General features: G+C 64.6%; 16 protein-coding genes. 10 read left to right on the plus strand and 6 right to left on the minus strand.

Annotated features, from left to right (window positions below):
- The first annotated feature begins 172 nt into the window (after positions 1-172).
- Together purM and purN are read left to right on the plus strand one after the other, a co-directional pair.
- Complete coding sequence (purM, locus tag FLM52_11585) at positions 173-1,255, plus strand: phosphoribosylformylglycinamidine cyclo-ligase (GenBank protein NVN56423.1); 1,083 nt, start codon at positions 173-175, stop codon at positions 1,253-1,255.
- A complete protein-coding gene (gene purN / locus FLM52_11590) occupies positions 1,252-2,028 on the plus strand; it encodes a phosphoribosylglycinamide formyltransferase (GenBank protein ID NVN56424.1) in 777 nt (258 codons plus the stop codon). The genes purM and purN overlap by 4 nt, the downstream gene beginning before the upstream one ends.
- 154 nt (positions 2,029-2,182) lie before the next feature.
- Here purN and FLM52_11595 read toward each other — a convergent pair whose 3' ends face one another.
- The 4 genes from FLM52_11595 to FLM52_11610 form a co-directional block, all read right to left on the minus strand.
- On the minus strand, positions 2,183-4,174 hold the full coding sequence (locus FLM52_11595) for an autotransporter domain-containing protein (GenBank protein NVN56425.1): 1,992 nt from the start codon (positions 4,172-4,174) through the stop codon (positions 2,183-2,185).
- A 348-nt stretch (positions 4,175-4,522) separates the two neighbouring features.
- On the minus strand, positions 4,523-5,089 hold the full coding sequence (locus FLM52_11600; protein ID NVN56426.1) for a dCTP deaminase: 567 nt from the start codon (positions 5,087-5,089) through the stop codon (positions 4,523-4,525).
- A gap of 125 nt (positions 5,090-5,214) precedes the next feature.
- The gene (apbC, locus tag FLM52_11605) at positions 5,215-6,015 is read right to left on the minus strand and encodes an iron-sulfur cluster carrier protein ApbC (protein ID NVN56427.1); all 801 of its coding nucleotides are present in this window, start codon (positions 6,013-6,015) and stop codon (positions 5,215-5,217) included.
- Positions 6,016-6,270: 255 nt separating this feature from the next.
- Positions 6,271-7,347, minus strand: coding sequence for a hypothetical protein (locus FLM52_11610; protein ID NVN56428.1), 1,077 nt, complete (start codon positions 7,345-7,347; stop codon positions 6,271-6,273).
- 184 nt (positions 7,348-7,531) lie between these two features.
- On the opposite strand from FLM52_11610, the gene FLM52_11615 reads away from it, so the two are divergent.
- A complete protein-coding gene (locus tag FLM52_11615; GenBank protein ID NVN56429.1) occupies positions 7,532-8,209 on the plus strand; it encodes a cell wall hydrolase in 678 nt (225 codons plus the stop codon).
- A gap of 138 nt (positions 8,210-8,347) precedes the next feature.
- On the opposite strand, the gene FLM52_11620 is transcribed toward FLM52_11615, so the two are convergent.
- Complete coding sequence (locus tag FLM52_11620; protein ID NVN56430.1) at positions 8,348-8,866, minus strand: TerB family tellurite resistance protein; 519 nt, start codon at positions 8,864-8,866, stop codon at positions 8,348-8,350.
- A gap of 204 nt (positions 8,867-9,070) precedes the next feature.
- On the opposite strand from FLM52_11620, the gene metG reads away from it, so the two are divergent.
- On the plus strand, positions 9,071-11,128 hold the full coding sequence (gene metG / locus FLM52_11625) for a methionine--tRNA ligase (GenBank protein ID NVN56431.1): 2,058 nt from the start codon (positions 9,071-9,073) through the stop codon (positions 11,126-11,128).
- Between the two features lie 124 nt (positions 11,129-11,252).
- Here the strand turns inward: metG and FLM52_11630 are convergent, their stop codons facing one another.
- Entirely contained in the window at positions 11,253-11,699 is a 447-nt protein-coding gene (locus FLM52_11630) for a DUF3465 domain-containing protein (GenBank protein NVN56432.1), read from the minus strand.
- Between the two features lie 397 nt (positions 11,700-12,096).
- On the opposite strand from FLM52_11630, the gene rsxA reads away from it, so the two are divergent.
- From rsxA to FLM52_11660, 6 genes are all read left to right on the plus strand, one after another.
- Entirely contained in the window at positions 12,097-12,678 is a 582-nt protein-coding gene (gene rsxA / locus FLM52_11635) for an electron transport complex subunit RsxA (protein NVN56433.1), read from the plus strand.
- A gap of 1 nt (position 12,679) precedes the next feature.
- Positions 12,680-13,318, plus strand: coding sequence for an electron transport complex subunit RsxB (gene rsxB / locus FLM52_11640; protein NVN56434.1), 639 nt, complete (start codon positions 12,680-12,682; stop codon positions 13,316-13,318).
- Positions 13,319-13,341: 23 nt separating this feature from the next.
- Positions 13,342-16,335, plus strand: a complete 2,994-nt coding sequence (gene rsxC, locus FLM52_11645) for an electron transport complex subunit RsxC (protein ID NVN56435.1) — start codon at positions 13,342-13,344, stop codon at positions 16,333-16,335.
- Positions 16,336-16,426: 91 nt separating this feature from the next.
- Entirely contained in the window at positions 16,427-17,467 is a 1,041-nt protein-coding gene (gene rsxD, locus FLM52_11650) for an electron transport complex subunit RsxD (GenBank protein ID NVN56436.1), read from the plus strand.
- Positions 17,464-18,243, plus strand: coding sequence for an electron transport complex subunit RsxG (gene rsxG, locus FLM52_11655; GenBank protein NVN56437.1), 780 nt, complete (start codon positions 17,464-17,466; stop codon positions 18,241-18,243). The genes rsxD and rsxG overlap by 4 nt, the downstream gene beginning before the upstream one ends.
- Positions 18,236-18,946 (plus strand): electron transport complex subunit E, encoded by a 711-nt coding sequence (locus FLM52_11660; protein ID NVN56438.1) that lies wholly within the window; start codon positions 18,236-18,238, stop codon positions 18,944-18,946. The genes rsxG and FLM52_11660 overlap by 8 nt, the downstream gene beginning before the upstream one ends.
- Positions 18,947-18,992 lie beyond the last annotated feature (46 nt).

The following is an 18,992-nucleotide window of genomic DNA, read 5'->3' on the forward strand; positions in this document are numbered from 1 at the left end:
CCCAAGGTGCGACAAGGCCTGCCATGACTGGCGTGGCGGCCTTTTCACATTTTGATGCGGTTTTGTGAATCGGCACAGTGTCAGCTGCGGAGCGCAATGCTACAATAGCCGCCTTTCTTTTCCCGCGATCGATCGTGTCTCACCGCCCAGGCCGCACCGACAGGAACCTCACATGACGCAACGCCCCCAGGACTCCTCGCCCAGCAAGACTTCCTTGAGCTACAAGGATGCAGGTGTCGATATCGATGCAGGCAACGCCCTCGTCGAACGCATCAAGGGTGTCGCCAAGCGCACTCACCGCCCGGAAGTGATGGGTGGTCTGGGTGGCTTCGGCGCCCTGTGCGAACTGCCGGCAGGCTACTGCCAGCCCGTGCTGGTCACCGGCACCGATGGCGTGGGCACCAAGCTGCGCCTGGCCATGGACCTCAACCGTCACGACACCATCGGCATCGATCTGGTCGCCATGTGCGTCAATGACCTGGTGGTCGCCGGCGCCGAGCCGCTGCAGTTCCTCGATTACTACGCCACCGGCAAGCTCGATGTCGACATCGCCGCTGACGTTGTCACCGGTATCGGCGAAGGCTGCCTGCAGTCCGGCTGCGCGCTGGTCGGTGGCGAGACCGCTGAAATGCCGGGCATGTACGAAGGCAGCGACTACGACCTGGCCGGCTTCTGCGTCGGTGTGGTCGAGAAGTCCGAGATCCTCGACGGCAAGAAGGTCGGCGCAGGCGACGTGATTCTGGGTCTGGCCTCCTCCGGCCCGCACTCCAACGGCTACTCGCTGATCCGCAAGATTCTCGAAGTCGCCGATGCCTCCCTGCTCGAGCAGGAAATCGACGGCCAGCCGCTGGCTGACGCCCTGATGGCGCCGACGCGCATCTACGTCAAGCCGCTGCTGTCGCTGCTCAAGGAAAGCGGCCTGTCCGTGCACGCCATGTCCCACATCACCGGTGGCGGCCTGCTCGAGAACATCCCGCGCGTGCTGCCGGAAGACTGCACCGCCGAGATCGACGTCGCCAGCTGGAAGCGCCCGGCCGTCTTCGATTGGCTGCAGCAGCAGGGCAACGTCGAAGAGCACGAGATGCACCGCGTGCTGAACTGCGGTGTCGGCATGGTCGTGGTCGTCGCTGAATCCGATGCCACGGCCGCACGTGCTCACCTGGAAGCCCAGGGCGAGGCCGTCTTCACCCTCGGCACCATCCGCGCCCGCAACGGCATGGAAGAGCAGGTCCAGCTGGAGAATCTGTCCGCATGATCGAACCGACTACCAACGCCTCCAACGGTGACACTCTCGGCGGCTTCGGCAACGGTTTCGAGGCAGACGATGCGCCGGTTCGCCCGCGCGTCGTGGTACTGATTTCCGGCAGCGGCAGCAATCTGCAGGCGCTGCTGGAAGCACAGGAACACGACGAGCTGGGCGGCGACGTGGTCGCGGTCATCTCCAACAAGGCCGATGCCTACGGCCTGGTGCGTGCACGTGACGCCGGCGTCGATGCCGTGGTGCTGCCGCATGATGAGTACGAGAACCGCGAGCACTACGATGGCGCCCTGATCAAGGTGATCGAGCGTCATGAACCGGATCTCATCGTGCTGGCCGGTTTCATGCGCATCCTGTCGCCGATCTTCGTGCAGCGCTTCTTCGGCCGCCTGATCAACATCCATCCGTCGCTGCTGCCGGCCTGGCCGGGGCTGGATACCCACCGCAAGGTGCTGGAAGCCGGCGAGAAGGAGCACGGCGCCAGCGTGCACTTCGTCACCGAAGAGCTCGATGGTGGCCCGGTCGCGATCCAGGCCGTCGCCAACGTGCTGGACGGCGATGATGAGGCCAGCCTGAAGGAGCGCGTTCACACGCGTGAGCACCTGATCTACCCGATCGCAGTGCGCTGGTTCCTCGAAGGCCGCCTCAAGCTCGACGGCGATGTGGCCAAGCTGGACGGTCACCCCCTGCCGGTGGGCGGTCTGCGCCTTTCCCACGCCGATGTGGAAGAAGAGCTCAGCGATGAGCTGCCGGAAGGCGAAGAAGACTGATCAGTGACGCTACCTTGCTGGCAAGGCTGACTGAGCTGATAGCAAGTTGATAGCGCGCTGACAGCGAGCTGAAAACAGAAGACCCCGCGACATGCCGATGTCGCGGGGTCTTCTTTTTTCTACTGATTCACTTCTCTCTCGATGGCATTCGCTTTCAGAAGGTGTAACTCACCCCCACCTCCCCGCGCGCCGTCACCTCATCCCAGGTCTCGATGCCGGCGCCCAGATGCAGCATGGCATTGCGGCCCAGCTGCATGCGCCATCCACCGTCGACACGCAGGTAGTTGTCGCTGCCGCGATCCAAATCCTCGGCGCGGTAGGCATTGGTCGGCAGGCTCGCCAGTCGCACCTCGGCGCTGTCGGCGTCATCATCCAGACGCTTGCCGTAGGCCAGCTCACCGTAGAGGCCGAACCCCTCCGCGATGGCGCGGTCGACCATGAAGCCAGCCTCGACCCGGCGATCGCGCAGCGTCTGATCCGAGACGCTCAGGGCGTTGGCGGCGGAGCCGGATTCGGTGTAGCCATCGATGTCGGACTCGGTGTGGCGGTAGGCCACGAAGGGCGCGTTGTACCACAGCGAATCGGCAGCGGTGAGGCGATAATCGAGCCGCGCCTCGGCGCTGAAGCCATCGCCATCGGTCTCACCGGACAGGATGCGCGATGACTGGCCCAGTGCGACATGGCGGTCGAGGTCGTAATCGAAGTCGCCGTAGCTGGCCACCGCCTGGACGCCAAACCTGCCCAGCTGCTGACGCGCGAACAGGCTGAACACCTGGCCTTCCAGCTCAAGCTCACTGCCATCATCGACATCGAAGTCCGCATTGCGCTGACTGACGGCAATGCCGCCCCAGGCCTGACCGAGCGCGTTGTCCAGCGGCAGCATCACGCCGACACCCGCACCGCGCTGCTCGCTGTCAAAGCCCTGCTGGCCGCTGGAAGTCTCGCCATCGCCGGTGCCACCACTGGCCGAGCCGATGGCGAACACGCGCACGCCCTTGCCTTCGCCATCACTGGAGCGCTGCTTCTGCGCGCCGGGACGCAATTCATCGCCGAGGCTGCGCTGACTGGCATTGAGCGCCCCCGTGCCCAGCTGCGGTGCCAGCCCCAGTACCGAGGGCGCGGCGAGCATCGCATAGGCGTAGTCGGCCAGAATCTCCTGACCGGCGGTGGTCGGGTGAACACCATCATTGAACAGCAGCTTGTCGGGGTCTTCCGCAGCGCCGCCCAGCCCGTAGGGCGTGACGTTGCAGCTGTCCGAGAAACACACCTGGGTCAGCGGCACATCGCTGGCGAAGCCGAACTCGGCCGGTGATGCCAGCACCTCCTCGAGAATGCCGACGGTATCCAGGCGGATGATGTTGACCTCGCCATCCAGCGCCGCCAGTCGCGCGCCCAGCGCATCATTGAAGACGCCCACCAGCGCGGAGGTCCCCGCCGCCTGCGCCGCGCCCGCCGACTGGCCGGCCGGGGTGCTGCCGACATCCGGCAGGTTGGAGACCATGATGGTGGTGGCACCCGCCGCTGCCAACGCCTCCACCGCGGAGGCCAGATTGCCGGCGGAGGCGACCGCCGTGGCCGGCGAGGTGATCACGCCCTGCAGGAAGTCGTTGCCACCGCCGTTGACGTAATAGAGGGCATCCGGGTCGGCACTGCCGCCGGTGCTGACCAGATAGCCGTCCTCGACCCTGAGCACCGTACCGGCGCCCGGGCTGCCCGCGGGGATGACCACCTCGGAGCCATCTTCATCTGTCACCGAGGCCAGAATCTGCGCCGTGGTATAGCCGCCCACCGCGTAGTTGGTGCCGTCGCTGAAGCCGGCCAGCTGATAGATCACCGAGGTGGAAGGCTCTGCCGCCAGCCCCAGTTCCGTGGCCAGCAGCTGGGTCGAGACGCTGCCATAGGGCGAATTCTCATAATCCGGACCGCTGCGGTTGGTGAAACGCAGACTGTTGAGGCCACCCAGGGTGGTATCGGGGAACTGGCCGGCATCGCTCAGGCTGTCGCCGAAGAGATAGAGGTTGGAATAGGCCTGTGCGGGAGTCGCCAGCAAGGTGGTGCTGATGGCGAGAGCGAGACTCGTGAGAGTGAAACGTCGGGCCAGACCGCTGGCCGGAGGGAATACAGCGCGATGTGAACGCGATGGCATGGCGTGCCCCTTGCTTGTGGGAGGTATCCGTCCTGCAGCCACTCTGGGGGTGGCCTGCAGACAAGCATAGGCAACAAAACGAGTGATTGAATCACATGTTTCGTTCAACTTCCGGCTAAGACTCAGCGCCTTGCGAGCATGTCACGTTCTCGCGACCGCCATCGGCATCACGCATTCCACCGTCATCTCTCTCTTGTCATCGCCTCTTTCTTGCCACCGTCGCCACACGCCACAGGCAGACACAAAAAAAGCGCCTCCCGCAGGAGGCGCTCTTGGCTTGCCACACTATTGGCTTACCGCACGCAGGTCACTTGCGTAAATGCAGTAACCAGGAATGCAGCAAGAGCATCAGGTACGCGGCAGTGTCACGCCACGCTGGCCCTGATATTTGCCGCCGCGATCCTTGTAGCTGGTCTCGCAGACTTCATCGGACTCGAGGAACAGCATCTGTGCCACGCCTTCGTTGGCGTAGATACGCGCCGGCAGGTTGGTGGTGTTGGAGAACTCGAGGGTGACGTGGCCTTCCCACTCCGGCTCCAGCGGCGTCACGTTGACGATGATGCCGCAACGCGCGTAGGTGGACTTGCCCAGGCAGATGGTCAGCACGTTACGCGGAATGCGGAAGTACTCGATGGTACGGGCCAGCGCGAAGGAGTTGGGCGGAATCACGCAGGAGTCGCCCTTCACGTCCACGAAGCTCTTCTCGTCGAAGTGCTTGGGGTCCACCGTCGCCGAATGGATGTTGGTGAAGACCTTGAACTCATCCGAGCAGCGCACATCGTAGCCGTAGCTGGAGGTGCCGTAGGAAATCACACGGCGCTCATCGTGAAAGCGCACCTGATCGGGCTCAAAGGGGTCGATCATGTCGTGGCTTTCGGCCATGCGACGGATCCACTTGTCGGATTTGATGCTCATCGAGCGTACCTGACTGACTGATGGGGAGAGACGCGTGAGCGCCATGAAACGCGGGCCAGCATGATACCGGCCCGCTGCGTCGCTGGAAACCTCGGCACGCGCCACTTGCGCGTGGCGCGCCGGGCTCAGCTGAAGCTGATGCTCGGGCCTTCGTCCGCGCCGGCACTTTCCAGAGACTCGGCGACCTGACGCGCGACGGCGCGGAAGCTCGCGGCCACTTCACCGTCCGGCTCCGCGATCACGCTGGGACGACCGCCATCGGCATTCTCGCGAATGCTCAGGGTCAGCGGCAGCTGGCCCAGCAGACGAGTCTGGTACTCATCGGCGATACGCTCACCGCCGCCTGCACCGAAGACCGCTTCACTATGGCCACACTGGCTGCAGGTGTGAGTGCTCATGTTCTCGACCACCCCCAGCACCGGCACCTTGACCTTGCGGAACATCTCGATGCCCTTCTGGGCGTCCAGCAGTGCGATATCCTGCGGCGTGGTGACGATGACGGCGCCGGAGACCGGCACCTTCTGTGACAGGGTCAGCTGGATGTCACCGGTGCCCGGCGGCATGTCGATCAGCAGCACGTCAAGCTCGCCCCAGGCGGTCTGGTTGAGCAGCTGCTGGAAGGCGCCGGCGACCATCGGGCCACGCCAGACCATCGGGTCCTTCACGTCGACCAGATAGGCCATCGACATGGTCTTGATGCCGTGCGCCTCGATGGGGCTGAAGACCTGCTCACCGGCCATTTCCGGACGCTGACCACTCGGCACGCCGAACATCTGCGCCTGACTCGGGCCATAGATGTCGGCGTCCAGCAGACCGACCTTGAGCCCTTCCGCCGCCAAAGCCAGCGCCAGATTGGCGGTGACGGTAGACTTGCCGACGCCTCCCTTGCCGGAAGCGACCGCGACAATGTGCTTGATACCTTCCATACCTTGAAACTCCCGTGACGCCCTGCGCGGCGCGATGAATGTGGCGCGCAGGCGTCTGAACTGTCAGCGAAAAAGCCGTGGAACACGATGGGCACAGTATGCCTGCCACCGCTACACGGGCCAAGCCGATGAACCATGTCCAGATGGACAGTGCCCAGATAGACAATGCCCGGATGCATCAGTACCGATCAGCCATGACCCGGGCCGTGGACGCCATGCCCCGGGCCGTGGACGCCATGCCCTTGAGATCAGGAATCAGAAGCGCACGTCGACCGGCAGGAAGCGCCACTCGCCCGGCGCCATGCGGCCGAGTAGAATCGCGCCCAGACGCAGACGACGCACCTCGATGACCTTGAGGCCCTGCCCCTCGACCGCAGCGCGGATACCGCCCACCGGCACCCGCTTCATGGCGATGCGCAAACGGGTGTCGCTCTGCCAGCTGATGCTGACCTTGGGCTTGCGGCCGCGGATGTCAGCACACAGCGCGAAGCCGATACGCTTGAGGCCTTCGTCATCCAGCGTTCCTTCCACCTCGACGACGTACTCCTGCTCCAGCTGGTCCAGATCATCGCCCAGCTTGCGGATCACGCCACGGTTCTGTGACCACACGGCGAGACCGGATTCATCCTCGCCGAGCTCGGCCAGCGGCTGCTGGGACAGGAAATGCACCTTGAGCCAGTCGGCACCGCTGTTGTCGAGTGCACTGCGCGGCGCGCCGTCACGCAGGGTCAGAGGGTCCGGCAGCGGCGTGCCCGGCGGCTGATACCAGACCAGGGTCATCGGCGCGATGGGTTCCATGCTGGCCCCCTCGTCCACCGTGACGACCTGATCCGTAACCTTGAAGAACGGTGCCTCGATGACCTCACCCGCGACACGCACCACACCTTGCGCGATGAGATGCTCGGCCTCGCGGCGCGAGATGCCCTGCTGATGGGCCAGAAACTTGGAAAGACGGACGGGTTCGGTCATGGGGACTCTCGAGGCAGCGACGCAGGCAACAGGCAGAGCAGCAGCACGCAGAAGCGCAGATAGATGAAAAGAAGCGGGACGCCTGACAGGGTCATCAAGGCTGGCCCGCCATGATAACGGCATGCGCCAGGGATGGCACGGACGAGACGCACCGAAGATGCTAGGCTGCGGGGCCAGAAATCGGCGCGGCGCGCTTCGGCAGATCATCTGACGTGCCTCACCAAGTCCTGGGCTGCTCTCCGCCAGTTCATCTGTTCCACTACGCCTGGGCATGCGCCATCGCCACGCAACCGCGTGGTGACACTTGCGGAACCCTTTGCGCGGCAAAACGTCAGAGTTGCGTTGAAGCTCACTCTGAACCATACAGGGTCAGGGTCAGGCAAACTGATGCGCTTGCGCGTCAACTGTCGCTACCGAGGAAGCCGATGGCCAACGCTTGAGCCTCCGTCAGTGACACGCCAGCCGAAGGTGTACGATCAACCCGGCTTTACCCTGCGCGCCATCCCGCCTTGCTGCGCTTCCCAGGCCACGTTCACAGGTATCTTGCATGCGTTTATCTCCCACATCGCCCCGCCCGCTGACTCACACTTGGCGCTACGCCATCAGCAGCGCTCGCACGCTTCGTCATCTGGTACTGATCTTCGGCCTGACACTGGCCGCGGGCTGCTCCGCGCCGCACGCCTCGGACGCGCCTGCCGCACCGACCACCGCGGCCAAGGCAGCCGTCAAGGCCGAGCGGCTGGAACGCCTGCTGGTGCAAGGCGAAAGCGATGTGCCCGAGAGCCTGCTGCTCAGCAAGGCCGGCGCGCGCGCCATCGATCCCAACGGTCAGCGCCCGGTGGATGACCCGCTGACCTGCCTGGCGCGCGCCGCCTATTGGGAAGCCAAGGGCGAAGGCAGAAGCGGCATGCAGGGTATCGTCAATGTGGTGATCAACCGCGCCGCCGACCCGCGTTTCCCCGATAGCCTGTGCGGCGTGGTCAAGCAGGGTGGCGAAAGCGGCAGCTGCCAGTTCTCCTGGTGGTGTGACGGGCGCTCCGACCGCATTCGCGAACCCGCCGCCTACGCCGAGGCCCGCGACGTGGCCCGCCAGGCACTCAACCATCAGCTGGAAGACGTCACTGACGGCGCCCTCTACTTCCACGCCCGCTACGCCACGCCCTACTGGGCCAAGCGCTTCGTGCGCACCGCGCGCATCGGTCAACACCTGTTCTATCGCAACTGAGCGCGAGCCGCTGCTGCTGGATGACCACGGCAGAGAGCCAGCCGATACTTGCTCCAGACACCCTGCGATCAGAAGCCACAAACACGACGCCCCCGCTGCCATCGGCAACGGGGGCGTCTGCATGAGAGTGGGTGTCGCTTACTTGTCCGGCTGAGCCGCCAGCTTGGTGCGGATGAACTCGCTGTGACTGACATGCAGCAGGCCGGCAAGACGGCGGATGCGATGCTCCTCCTGCGGGTCCAGCTCGCCATCGGCCCAGGCCAGCTCCCAGAGCATGCCGATCAGCTCGCTGCGCTCCTCAAGGCTCATGTGCTCGTTGAGCTGCTTGACGAAGCGGTAGTGGTCCGTGGCCTGCTCGGCATCCTGCTCGGCTTGGGTCAGCAGGCTGGCAAGTTCCTCATCCCCCAGCGAGAAGCGCTCGGCCAGCTGGCGCGCCAGGGCTTCCCGCTCGCGCACATCGAGATGGTCATCGGCGCGCACCACCTCGAACATCAGGACGGCCATGGCGAGTTCCGGGCCGGGCTCCTCATTGGGGCGGGCGTTGCTGCCGGGCATCATCACCTGGCGGATGAGACGATTGATCTGACCGGCAACGGATAGCTGAGCTGGCATGCTGATCTCCAGGAACGGAAAATGTGATGTCCTTGAATTCTTCATGAGGGCAGCGGCACGGGTTGCAACCTCACAGTTGCGCACGGCCGCGTTGCCGGTGACGCGACGCGCCCTTCGCGCCGCCCGCGCCTTCGCGATATAGTAGCGCCCATCCCGACGGGGCGATGCGTTCGCCCCTTATCACGAGTCATCCCGGCGAGTGTCTGCGCACTGCGCAGCAGGCGCCCTTTACCGTCAAGACGAGGCCTCATGTCAGCGCGCAAGATTCTGGTTACCAGTGCCCTGCCCTATGCCAATGGGTCGATCCACCTGGGTCACCTGCTTGAGTACATCCAGACCGACATCTGGGTACGCTTCCAGAAAAGCCGTGGCCACGAATGCCATTACGTGTGCGCCGATGACGCCCACGGCACCGCCATCATGCTGCGTGCCGAGCAGGAAGGGGTCACCGCCGAGCAGCTGATCCAGCGTGTGAGTGACGAGCACCAGGCCGACTTCGCCAAGTTCGGCGTCGGCTTCGACAACTATCACTCCACCCACTCGCCGGAGAACCGCGCCCACAGCGAGCGCATCTATCTGGCGCTGCGCGATGCCGGTCATATCGCCACGCGCGATATCGAGCAGATGTTCGATCCGGTCAAGGGCCTGTTCCTCGCCGACCGCTTCATCAAGGGCACCTGCCCGAAGTGCAAGACCGAAGACCAGTACGGCGATAACTGTGAAGCCTGCGGCGCGGCCTACACCCCGGCCGAGCTGATCGATCCGGTCTCTGCCATCTCCGGTGCCACGCCGGAAATGCGCACTTCCACCCACTACTTCTTCAAGCTGCCGAACTTCGAGAACTTCCTCAAGGAATGGACGAAGAGTGGCCGCGTGCAGAGCCAGATCTCCAACAAGCTGCAGGAATGGTTCGAGGCGGGTCTGGCCGAGTGGGACATCTCCCGCGATGCGCCCTACTTCGGCTTCGAGATTCCCGACGCGCCGGGCAAGTACTTCTACGTGTGGCTGGACGCGCCGATCGGCTATCTCGCCAGCTTCCAGAACCTGTGCGAGAAGCAGGGCATCGACTTCGACAGCTACTGGAAAGCCGATTCCGACGCCGAGGTCTATCACTTCATCGGCAAGGACATCGTCTACTTCCACGCCCTGTTCTGGCCGGCGATGCTGGAAGGTGCCGGCATGCGCACCCCGACCGGCGTCAACTGCCACGGTTTCGTGACCGTCAACGGCGCCAAGATGTCCAAGTCGCGCGGCACCTTCATCAAGGCCGATACCTACGCGCAGTTCCTCAACCCGGAATACCTGCGCTACTACTTCGCCGCCAAGCTGACCTCCGGTGTCGATGATCTTGACCTCAACCTCGAGGACTTCACCGCCCGCGTGAATTCCGACCTGGTCGGCAAGGTGGTCAACATCGCCAGCCGCTGCGCCGGTTTCGTCAAGAAGTTCGGCGACGGCAAGCTGTCCGCGACCTGCGCCGAGCCGGAGCTGGTCGAGCGCTTCATCGCCGCTGGCGAAGGCATCGCGGCGGACTTCGAAGCGCGTGAATTCGCGCGCGCCATGCGCAAGGTGATGGAGCTGGCCGATGAAGCCAACACCTACATCGCCGACAAGGCGCCGTGGGCGATGGCCAAGGAAGGCGGCCGCGAGCAGGAAGTGCTCGACGTCTGCTCCGTGGGCACCAATCTTTTCCGCCAGCTGATGGTCTATCTGGCGCCGGTGATTCCGGAGCTGACCGACAAGGCACGCGACTTCCTGAACCTCGAGAGCCTCGACTGGGCCAGCCGTGAAAGCGTGCTGACCGATCATGCGATCAACAAGTTCAAGCCGCTGCTGACCCGTGTCGAGCCGGAGCGTATCGACAAGATGCTCGAAGCCTCACGCGAAGTGCTGGTCGAGGAGCAGAAGATCAAGGACGGCACCGCCAAGGCGGAAGCCGAAGCCGCTGCCGCACCGAGTCCGCTCGATGCCGACCCGATCGCCGAGGAGATCGACTTCGATACCTTCATGAAGACCGACCTGCGCGTGGCGAAGATCGTCAAGGCGGAGCACGTCGAGAAGGCGGCCAAGCTGCTCAAGCTGACGCTGGATATCGGTGGCGAGACGCGCACCGTGTTCTCCGGCATCAAGTCCGCCTACACGCCGGAAGCCCTGGAAGGTCGTCTGACCGTGATGGTCGCCAACCTGGCGCCGCGCAAGATGCGCTTCGGCGTGTCAGAGGGCATGGTGCTGGCTGCCGGTGACGACGAAGGCATCTACCTGCTGGAGCCGCACACCGGTGCCAAGCCGGGTCAGCGCGTCACTTGATACAGTGTTGATACAGTGATAATCCGCTGATTCAGCCTCACTGAAGCCCCTCAGCGCAACGCCCCGCCAGAGCCTCTCTGACGGGGCGTTGTCGTTCATGCGCCACATCCGGGCGGCGGAACGGCTACTCGTAACGGCGACCCGCGTGCTCCAGCCAGCCATCCACATGGCGGCCACCGGGATCATGGTGCGTCCAGTGGATCACGCCACCCTTGTCGGTCCATTCATATTCTCCATAGAAGCCGATGCGATCACCGACCTGAAGACTGTCGATGCGCGGCGCCAGATCGATGTTGTGCGCCACCAGAATGGTGGTGCCGCCCGCGATCCGAATCAGGAACTTCTGATGACGGCTGCCCTTGAGATCATCCCGGAGCAGACGTATCACCTCCCCCGTGCCACGTACCTGAACATCACTCTGCTGCGCACTGATGGCGCGCCTGAGTCGGCTTTCGTCCGCCGAGGAGGTGCCTTCCCCCTGCGTCGCCTCGGCCTGCGGCGACTGGAAGTCATTCCACAGCTGGGAAAGCGAGAAGTTGCCATTGCCCGTCAGCTGCGAGATGCCCGCCATCGCCACCACCAGAATGATGACCCATAACGGCCGACGGCCGCGTGTTCCTGTCCTGCGCATATCCCGCTCCTTGTGCCACCTCAGGGTGACGTGAAAGTCTCTGATCACGTCACAATCAATAAAAGTAATAAAGGAATTCTTCTTTATTACTTCAAGAACCAAGCAAAACGCGAAACAATGTCCGTCTCAAGCTGGCAACACTCCGCCTGGCTTGCCACGCTACAGGCTGTCGGCCAGCAGCATCTTGCGTATAATACCGCCGCGCTCGACGATCCCCTGCCCTGCAGCTTCCTGACAGCTTGCGGCAGCAACAGACCTGATCGCCTGCGAGTGCCGGCTCATGCATGCCGCGAGCACGGAAGCGCCTTCGAAACACCCTGACCGAGCGACGCCCCTGATGAGTGAATACCTTCTTATCCTGATCAGCACCATCCTGGTCAACAATTTCGTACTGGTGCAGTTCCTCGGCCTGTGCCCCTTCATGGGTGTCTCCAACAAGCTGGAGTCCGCGATGGGCATGTCGCTGGCCACCACCTTCGTGCTCACGCTGTCGTCGATGTGCGCCTACCTGACCTATCACTTCATCCTCGCGCCGCTGGGGCTCGAGTACCTGCGCACCATCGCCTTCATCATGGTGATCGCCGTGGTGGTGCAGTTCACCGAGATGGTGGTCAAGAAGACCAGCCCGTTGCTCTATCAGGTACTGGGCATCTTCCTGCCGCTGATCACCACCAACTGTGCGGTCCTCGGTGTGGCGTTGCTGACCCTGAACCGCAATTCCAGCTTCATGGAAGCCACGCTCTATGGCTTCGGCGCGGCCGTCGGCTTCTCGCTGGTGCTGGTACTGTTCGCCGCCATGCGCGAGCGCCTGGCCGTCGCCGATGTGCCGCGTCCCTTCCAGGGCCCGGCCATCGCGATGATCACCGCCAGCCTGATGTCGCTGGCCTTCCTCGGCTTCTCCGGACTGGTGCAGATCTGACATGCTCGAATTCTTCAACGACCACACGCTGGTCTCCGCCATCGTCGCACTGGTGGCCATGGCCGTCGTCTTCGGGGGCCTGCTCGGCTTTGCCGCCGTGGCCTTCAAGGTCGAGGGCGACCCCATCGTCGAGCAGATCGACCAGCTGCTGCCGCAGACCCAGTGCGGCCAGTGCGGCTATCCGGGCTGCAAGCCCTACGCCCAGGCCATCGCCGAAGGCGACGAGATCAACAAGTGCCCGCCGGGCGGCGAGAGCACCATCGCCTCGCTGGCCGACCTGCTGGGCCGCGAGGCCACGCCGCTGGATGGCGACAGCGACAACACGCCCAAGGTGGCGGTGATTCGCGAGGACGAGTGCATCGGCTGTACCAAGTGCATCCAGGCCTGCCCTGTCGATGCCATTCTGGGTGCCGCCAAGCACATGCACACCGTGATCGCCGACGAATGCACCGGCTGCGACCTGTGTGTCGAGCCCTGCCCGGTCGATTGCATCGACATGGTGCCGGTCGCCACTGACGTGCGCAGCTGGCACTGGCCGCAACCGGCGGGCCCGACCCGCGACAATGCCCGCTTCAGCGGCAATCTGATCGTGACCGATGCCGCCGACTCTACTGCCACATCTGCAAGGAATGTCGCCTGATGGTTCTGTCGTTACTCAAATCCATGGTGACTTCCTCACGCTCCGCTGCCACGGCGGAGGCTGGACACACACAGAAGGGTCAGGTCGCACCGCGCGTGTTCGACTTCCACGGCGGTATCCATCCGCCGGAGCACAAGGCGCTCTCCAACCGCTCCCCGTTGGTGGCCGCCCCGCTGCCCCGTGAAGTGGTGCTGCCGCTCAGCCAGCATATCGGCGCGCCCGCCCAGCCGCTGGTGGAGATCGGCCAGCGCGTCAAGACCGGCGAGCTGATCGCCCGCGCCCAGGGCATGATCTCCGCCCCGGTGCATGCCAGCATCACCGGCGTGGTCACCGCCATCGAGCCGCGCCAGATTCCCCATGTCTCGGGTCTGGAAGACCTGTGCATCGTGATCGAGCGCGAGGGTGAGATCGATGAATGGGCGCGCCTGGAAGCCTGGCGCGACTGGCGTCAGCAGGAAGCCCAGGACCTGATCCAGCGCCTGCAGGATGCCGGCGTGGTCGGCCAGGGCGGCGCCGGATTCCCCTCGGCGGTCAAGGCGCGGGTACGTGAACGCCACGCCATCGACACCCTGATCCTCAATGCGGCAGAGTGCGAGCCCTACATCACCGCCGATGACCTGACCATGCGCACGCATCCGGAAGCGCTGATCGAAGGGCTCGAGATTCTCGCCAGCCTGATCGGCCCCGAGTGCATCCTGATCGGCATCGAGGACAACAAGCCCGAGGCCGTCATCGCGCTGGAACAGGCGATTCGCGCCCGCCGCGCCGACAAGCGCCTGCCACCGCTGGATTCACGCCTCGAAGTCGCGGTGGTACCGACCAAGTATCCCTCCGGTGGCGAGAAGCAGCTGATCAAGCTGCTGACGGACCGCGAAGTGCCCAGCCGTGGCCTGCCCGCCGATGTCGGCGTGGTCGTGCACAACCCGGGTACCGTGCGCGCCGTGCAGCGCGCGGTGTGTTTCGGCGAGCCGATGATCTCGCGTGTCGTCACCCTGACCGGCGAGGCGCTGCAGCACCCGCACAATGTCGAGGCGCGCCTGGGCACTTCCATCGCAGACCTGCTGCGTCTGGCGGCGCCGGCGCCGACGGGCATCGCACGTCTGGTGATGGGCGGGCCGATGATGGGCTTCACGCTCGAGAGCGACGCCCTGCCGATCATCAAGACCACCAACTGCCTGCTGGCCTCCTCCCCCGAGTCACTGCCGGTACCGGCGGTCGAGCAGCCGTGCATCCGTTGCGGCATGTGCGAACAGGCCTGCCCGGCCGAGCTGTTGCCGCAGCAGCTCTACTGGTTCTCCAAGGCACGCGAGTTCGACAAGGCCGAGCTCTACAATCTGGCGGACTGCATCGAATGCGGCGCCTGCTCCTATGTCTGCCCCAGCCAGATTCCGCTGGTGCAGTATTACCGCTTCGCCAAGGGCGAGATTCGCAGCGCCCAGCATGAGGCGCGCAAGTCCGAACGCGCTCGTCACCGCTTTGAATTCAAGCAGGCGCGCATGGCGCGCGAGGAAGCCGAGAAGGAAGCCAAGCGCCAGCAACGCGCTCAAGCGGCCCAGAAGTCCGCCGCCGCTCGCGCCGATGCCAGCACCGCCGCAGACACGGCCTCGGCCTCCACAGCGACCGCTGCTGCCCAGCCGGCACCGGCCACCGACATCAAGGCCTTCAAGACGGCGCGCGCTGCGGCCAATATCGCCCTCAAGAAGGCCGAAAAAGCCCTCAAGGCAGCCCAGGATGGCGGTGAGAGCTCCGAGAGCGATATCGCCAAGCTCGAGGCCAACGTGACCGCAGCCAAGACCAAGCTCGCCAGCGCCAAGAGCGCCCTGAAGGCCGCCAGTGAGGCAAGCGAGTCAGCTGCCCCTGCGACCGCCGGCGCTTCGACAGGCGCTGCTGCTCCGGCAGCCGCAGCATCGGCTGTCGATCTCAAGGCACTCAAGACGGCGCGGGCCGCAGCCAATATCGCCGTCAAGAAGGCCGAGAAGGCCCTCAAGACCGCCCAGGACAGCGGTGAAGGCGATATCCCGGCCCTCGAGAGCAGCCTGGCAGAGGCCAAGACCCGACTGGCCAAGGCTGAAGCCGACCTCAAGGCTGCCAGCGAGTCAGCTGCCCCTGCACCGGCCAGCACTTCCTCGACAGGCGCGGCTGCCCCGGCAGCCGACCTCAAGGCGCTCAAGACGGCGCGTGCCGCCGCCAATATCGCGGTCAAGAAGGCCGAGAAGGCCCTCAAGACCGCCCAAGACAGCGGTGAGGGCGACATCGCGGCGCTGGAGGCCAGCGTCACCGAGGCCAAGTCCCGTTTGGACAAGGCTGAAGGTGATCTCAAGGCGGCGACCGACGCCGCTGGCGCTGATAAAGGCCCTGTGGCAAGCGCTGCGGCTGGCTCTGCTCAAACCACTGATACAGGTGCGGCTGGCTCTGCTCAAACCACTGATACATGTGCGGCTGGCTCTTCTGCCAACGCTACTACACCGGCAGCTGCGGCACCCAGCGCCGATATCAAGGCACTCAAGACGGCGCGCGCTGCGGCCAATATCGCGGTCAAGAAGGCCGAAAAGGCCCTGGCCCGCGCCAGCGAAAGTGGCGAAGGCGATATAGAGGATCTCCAGACCCTGCTGGCCACGGCCCAGGAAAACCTGCGCGCCGCCGAAGTGCGCCTCAACAGCGCGCAAGCTGGCAGCACTGACGCGACGCCTGCCGCCAAGGGCGCGGAAAAATTGGTTCCCGAGGTGCCCAAGCCCGCCGCGGGCTCTGTCGGGCGTGGCAGCATGGCCGGCAACGTGACGCTCTCGCAGGCCGAGATCGAGGCATCACGCGCCGAGAACCTCGCCAAGCGTCACAAGCAGGTCAGCATCGCGGTCAAGGCGGCCGAGGCGGCCCATCGCAAGGCGGAGGCGGCATTGAGCGAGGCGGATGACGAAAACCGTCAGCGCCTGACGACCAAGGTCGACCGCACACGCCGCAATCTGGAACACGCCCGCGAGTCATTGGCCGAGGTGCAGGCACTGGTGGACGCCCAATGAACGACCTGAGCCCAATTACCGCGCCAATGGCGACTCATCCTGAAGCACGCCTCTTGTCATTGCCCATTTACCGCAAGGATCTGACCGTCTCATGAGCCTGATGCATGCAAGCTCCCCCCATGCCCACGGGCCAACCGCTACCTCGCGCGTGATGGCCTGGGTGCTGGCCGCGACGCTGCCGGGTATCGCCGTGCTGTGCTGGCACTATGGCTGGGGTGTGCTGTTCAACCTCGTCTTCGCCTGTCTGGCGGGTGTCGGCCTCGAGGCGCTGCTGCTCAAACTGCGTGGCCGTCCGGTCAGCTTCTTTCTCAAGGACAATTCCGCGCTGGTGACCTGCGTGCTGCTGGCGGTGTCGTTGCCGCCACTGGCGCCCTGGTGGCTGGTGCTGACCGGCGTGATCGCGGCCATCGTGGTCGCCAAGCAGCTCTACGGTGGCCTGGGCCAGAATCCGTTCAACCCGGCGATGGTCGCCTATGCGCTGCTGCTGATCTCCTTCCCGGTCGAAATGTCGCGCTGGTCATCCCCCGATGGCTTCGCACTCGGCTTCGCTGACAGCCTGCAGCAGTTCTTCGGCGTGATCGCTACGCCAGATGCCCTGACCGGCGCCACGCCACTGGACGCCTTCCGCAACAAGGGTGAGCTTTCCAGCAGCGAGTTCTGGGCAGACCCGAGCCTGCTGCCCGCCGCCAACCTGCTGGCCTGGCAGCAGACGGCCATCGCCTGGGGCCTCGGCGGCCTGGTGCTGCTGGCGCGTCGCCTGATCACCTGGCATATCCCGGTGGCGATGCTGGGCAGCCTGGCAGTGATCTCCGCCATCTTCGCCTTCGTGGATGGCGAGCAGCACGCCAGCCCCCTGTTCCACCTGCTGTGCGGTGCGGCGATCTTCGGCGCCTTCTTCATCGCCACGGACCCGGTCACGGCGGCGACCTCCAACAAGGGCAAGCTCTATTACGGCGCCGGCATCGGCGTGCTGATCTACCTGATTCGCACCTTCGGCGCCTATCCAGACGCCATCGCCTTCGCGGTGCTGCTGATGAACTTCAGCGTGCCGTTCATCGATTACTACACCCAACCACGCAGCTATGGTCACAAGAAGGCCCGTCGCGGCATCAAGCTGGAGGACAAGGCATGAGCCTGACGCCTGATCAGCCCGAACAGCAAGCCCAGGCCGCGCAGGGCCTGAAGCACACCATCGCGCGGGCCGCGCTGGGTCTGGCGGTCTTCGCTGTCGTCACCGCCGGTGTGGTCGCCGTCACCCAGATGACCACTGCCGAGACCATCGCCGACAATGAGCGTGCCGCCCAGAGCGCGGCGTTGGCCGAGATCATCCCGCCGTCGCTGCACGACAATGACCTGCTCGACGCGGCCTTCGCCCTGCCGCCCTCCCGGGTGCTGGGTCTGGAGAGCGCCGATACCGGCTGGCGAGCCACCCGAAATGGCGAGACCGTCGCAGTGCTGCTGCCGGTGGTGACCGGCAAGGGTTACAGCGGCGATATCCGCCTGCTGGTCGGTATCCGTGCCGATGGCAGCGTGGCCGGTGTACGCGCCGTCAAGCACGCCGAGACCCCGGGGCTGGGCGACAAGATCGAAGCGCGCAAGTCCGACTGGATCCACGAATTCGATGACCAGACGCTCAGCTCGGTGGAGTGGAAGGTGCAGAAGGATGGCGGTGATTTCGACCAGTTCACCGGTGCGACCATCACCCCGCGCGCCGTGGTGGGTGCCGTTCGCCAGGCATTGATCTACTTCATGGCGCACCGCACGGCGCTGCTGGCCGGCGACAGCGAGACGCTGACCGCGACCCGCCGCGCTGCCAAGGCCCAACAGAGTACGCAAGCTCCCACCGCTGATGGCACGCTCACGCCATCAGCGCCTTCTGAACACGGCGGAGACGACCCTCATGAGTGATATCTCGCTTGGCAAGATCAGCCGCGACGGCCTGTGGGACAACAACCCGGCACTGGTACAGCTGCTGGGCCTGTGTCCGCTGCTGGCCGTCACCGCCAGCGTCGTCAACGCCATCGGGCTGGGGCTTGCCACGCTGCTGGTGTTGATCGGCTCCAACGTGGCGGTATCGCTGATCCGCAATCTGGTACCTTCTGCAGTGCGCCTGCCGGCCTTCGTGATGATCATCGCCTCCTTCGTGACCTGTGCGGAGCTTCTGATGAAGGCCTACACCTATGAGCTCTATCAGATTCTCGGCATCTTCATTCCGCTGATCGTCACCAACTGTGCGATTCTCGGGCGTGCCGATGCCTTCGCCGCCAAGCATCCCGTGCTGCCGGCGGCCACCGATGGCTTGATGATGGGGCTGGGGTTCATGGCCGTGCTGGTGCTGCTGGGTGGCATGCGTGAGCTGTTCGGCCAGGGCACGCTGTTTGCCGGCATGGAACTGCTCGTCGGGCCGATGGCCGCCGACTGGCAGCTGACGATATTCCCGGACTACTCCTTCCTGTTCCTGGTGCTGCCGCCGGGCGCCTTCTTCTGCATGGGGCTGATCATCGCGGGCAAGAAGACCATCGATGAGCGACTCGAGCAGCGCCGCAAGGCGGCCAACGCCGATGCGCCCAAGGTGTCGCGTCGTGTACGCGTGACCGGCACCATCTCCTGAGCCCCTCTCACACAGGCTGTCAGCCCGCTGGCTGACAGCCTGTGTC

The sequence above is a fragment of the bacterium Scap17 genome, from assembly GCA_013376735.1.
Taxonomy (GTDB): Bacteria; Pseudomonadota; Gammaproteobacteria; order Pseudomonadales; family Halomonadaceae; genus Cobetia.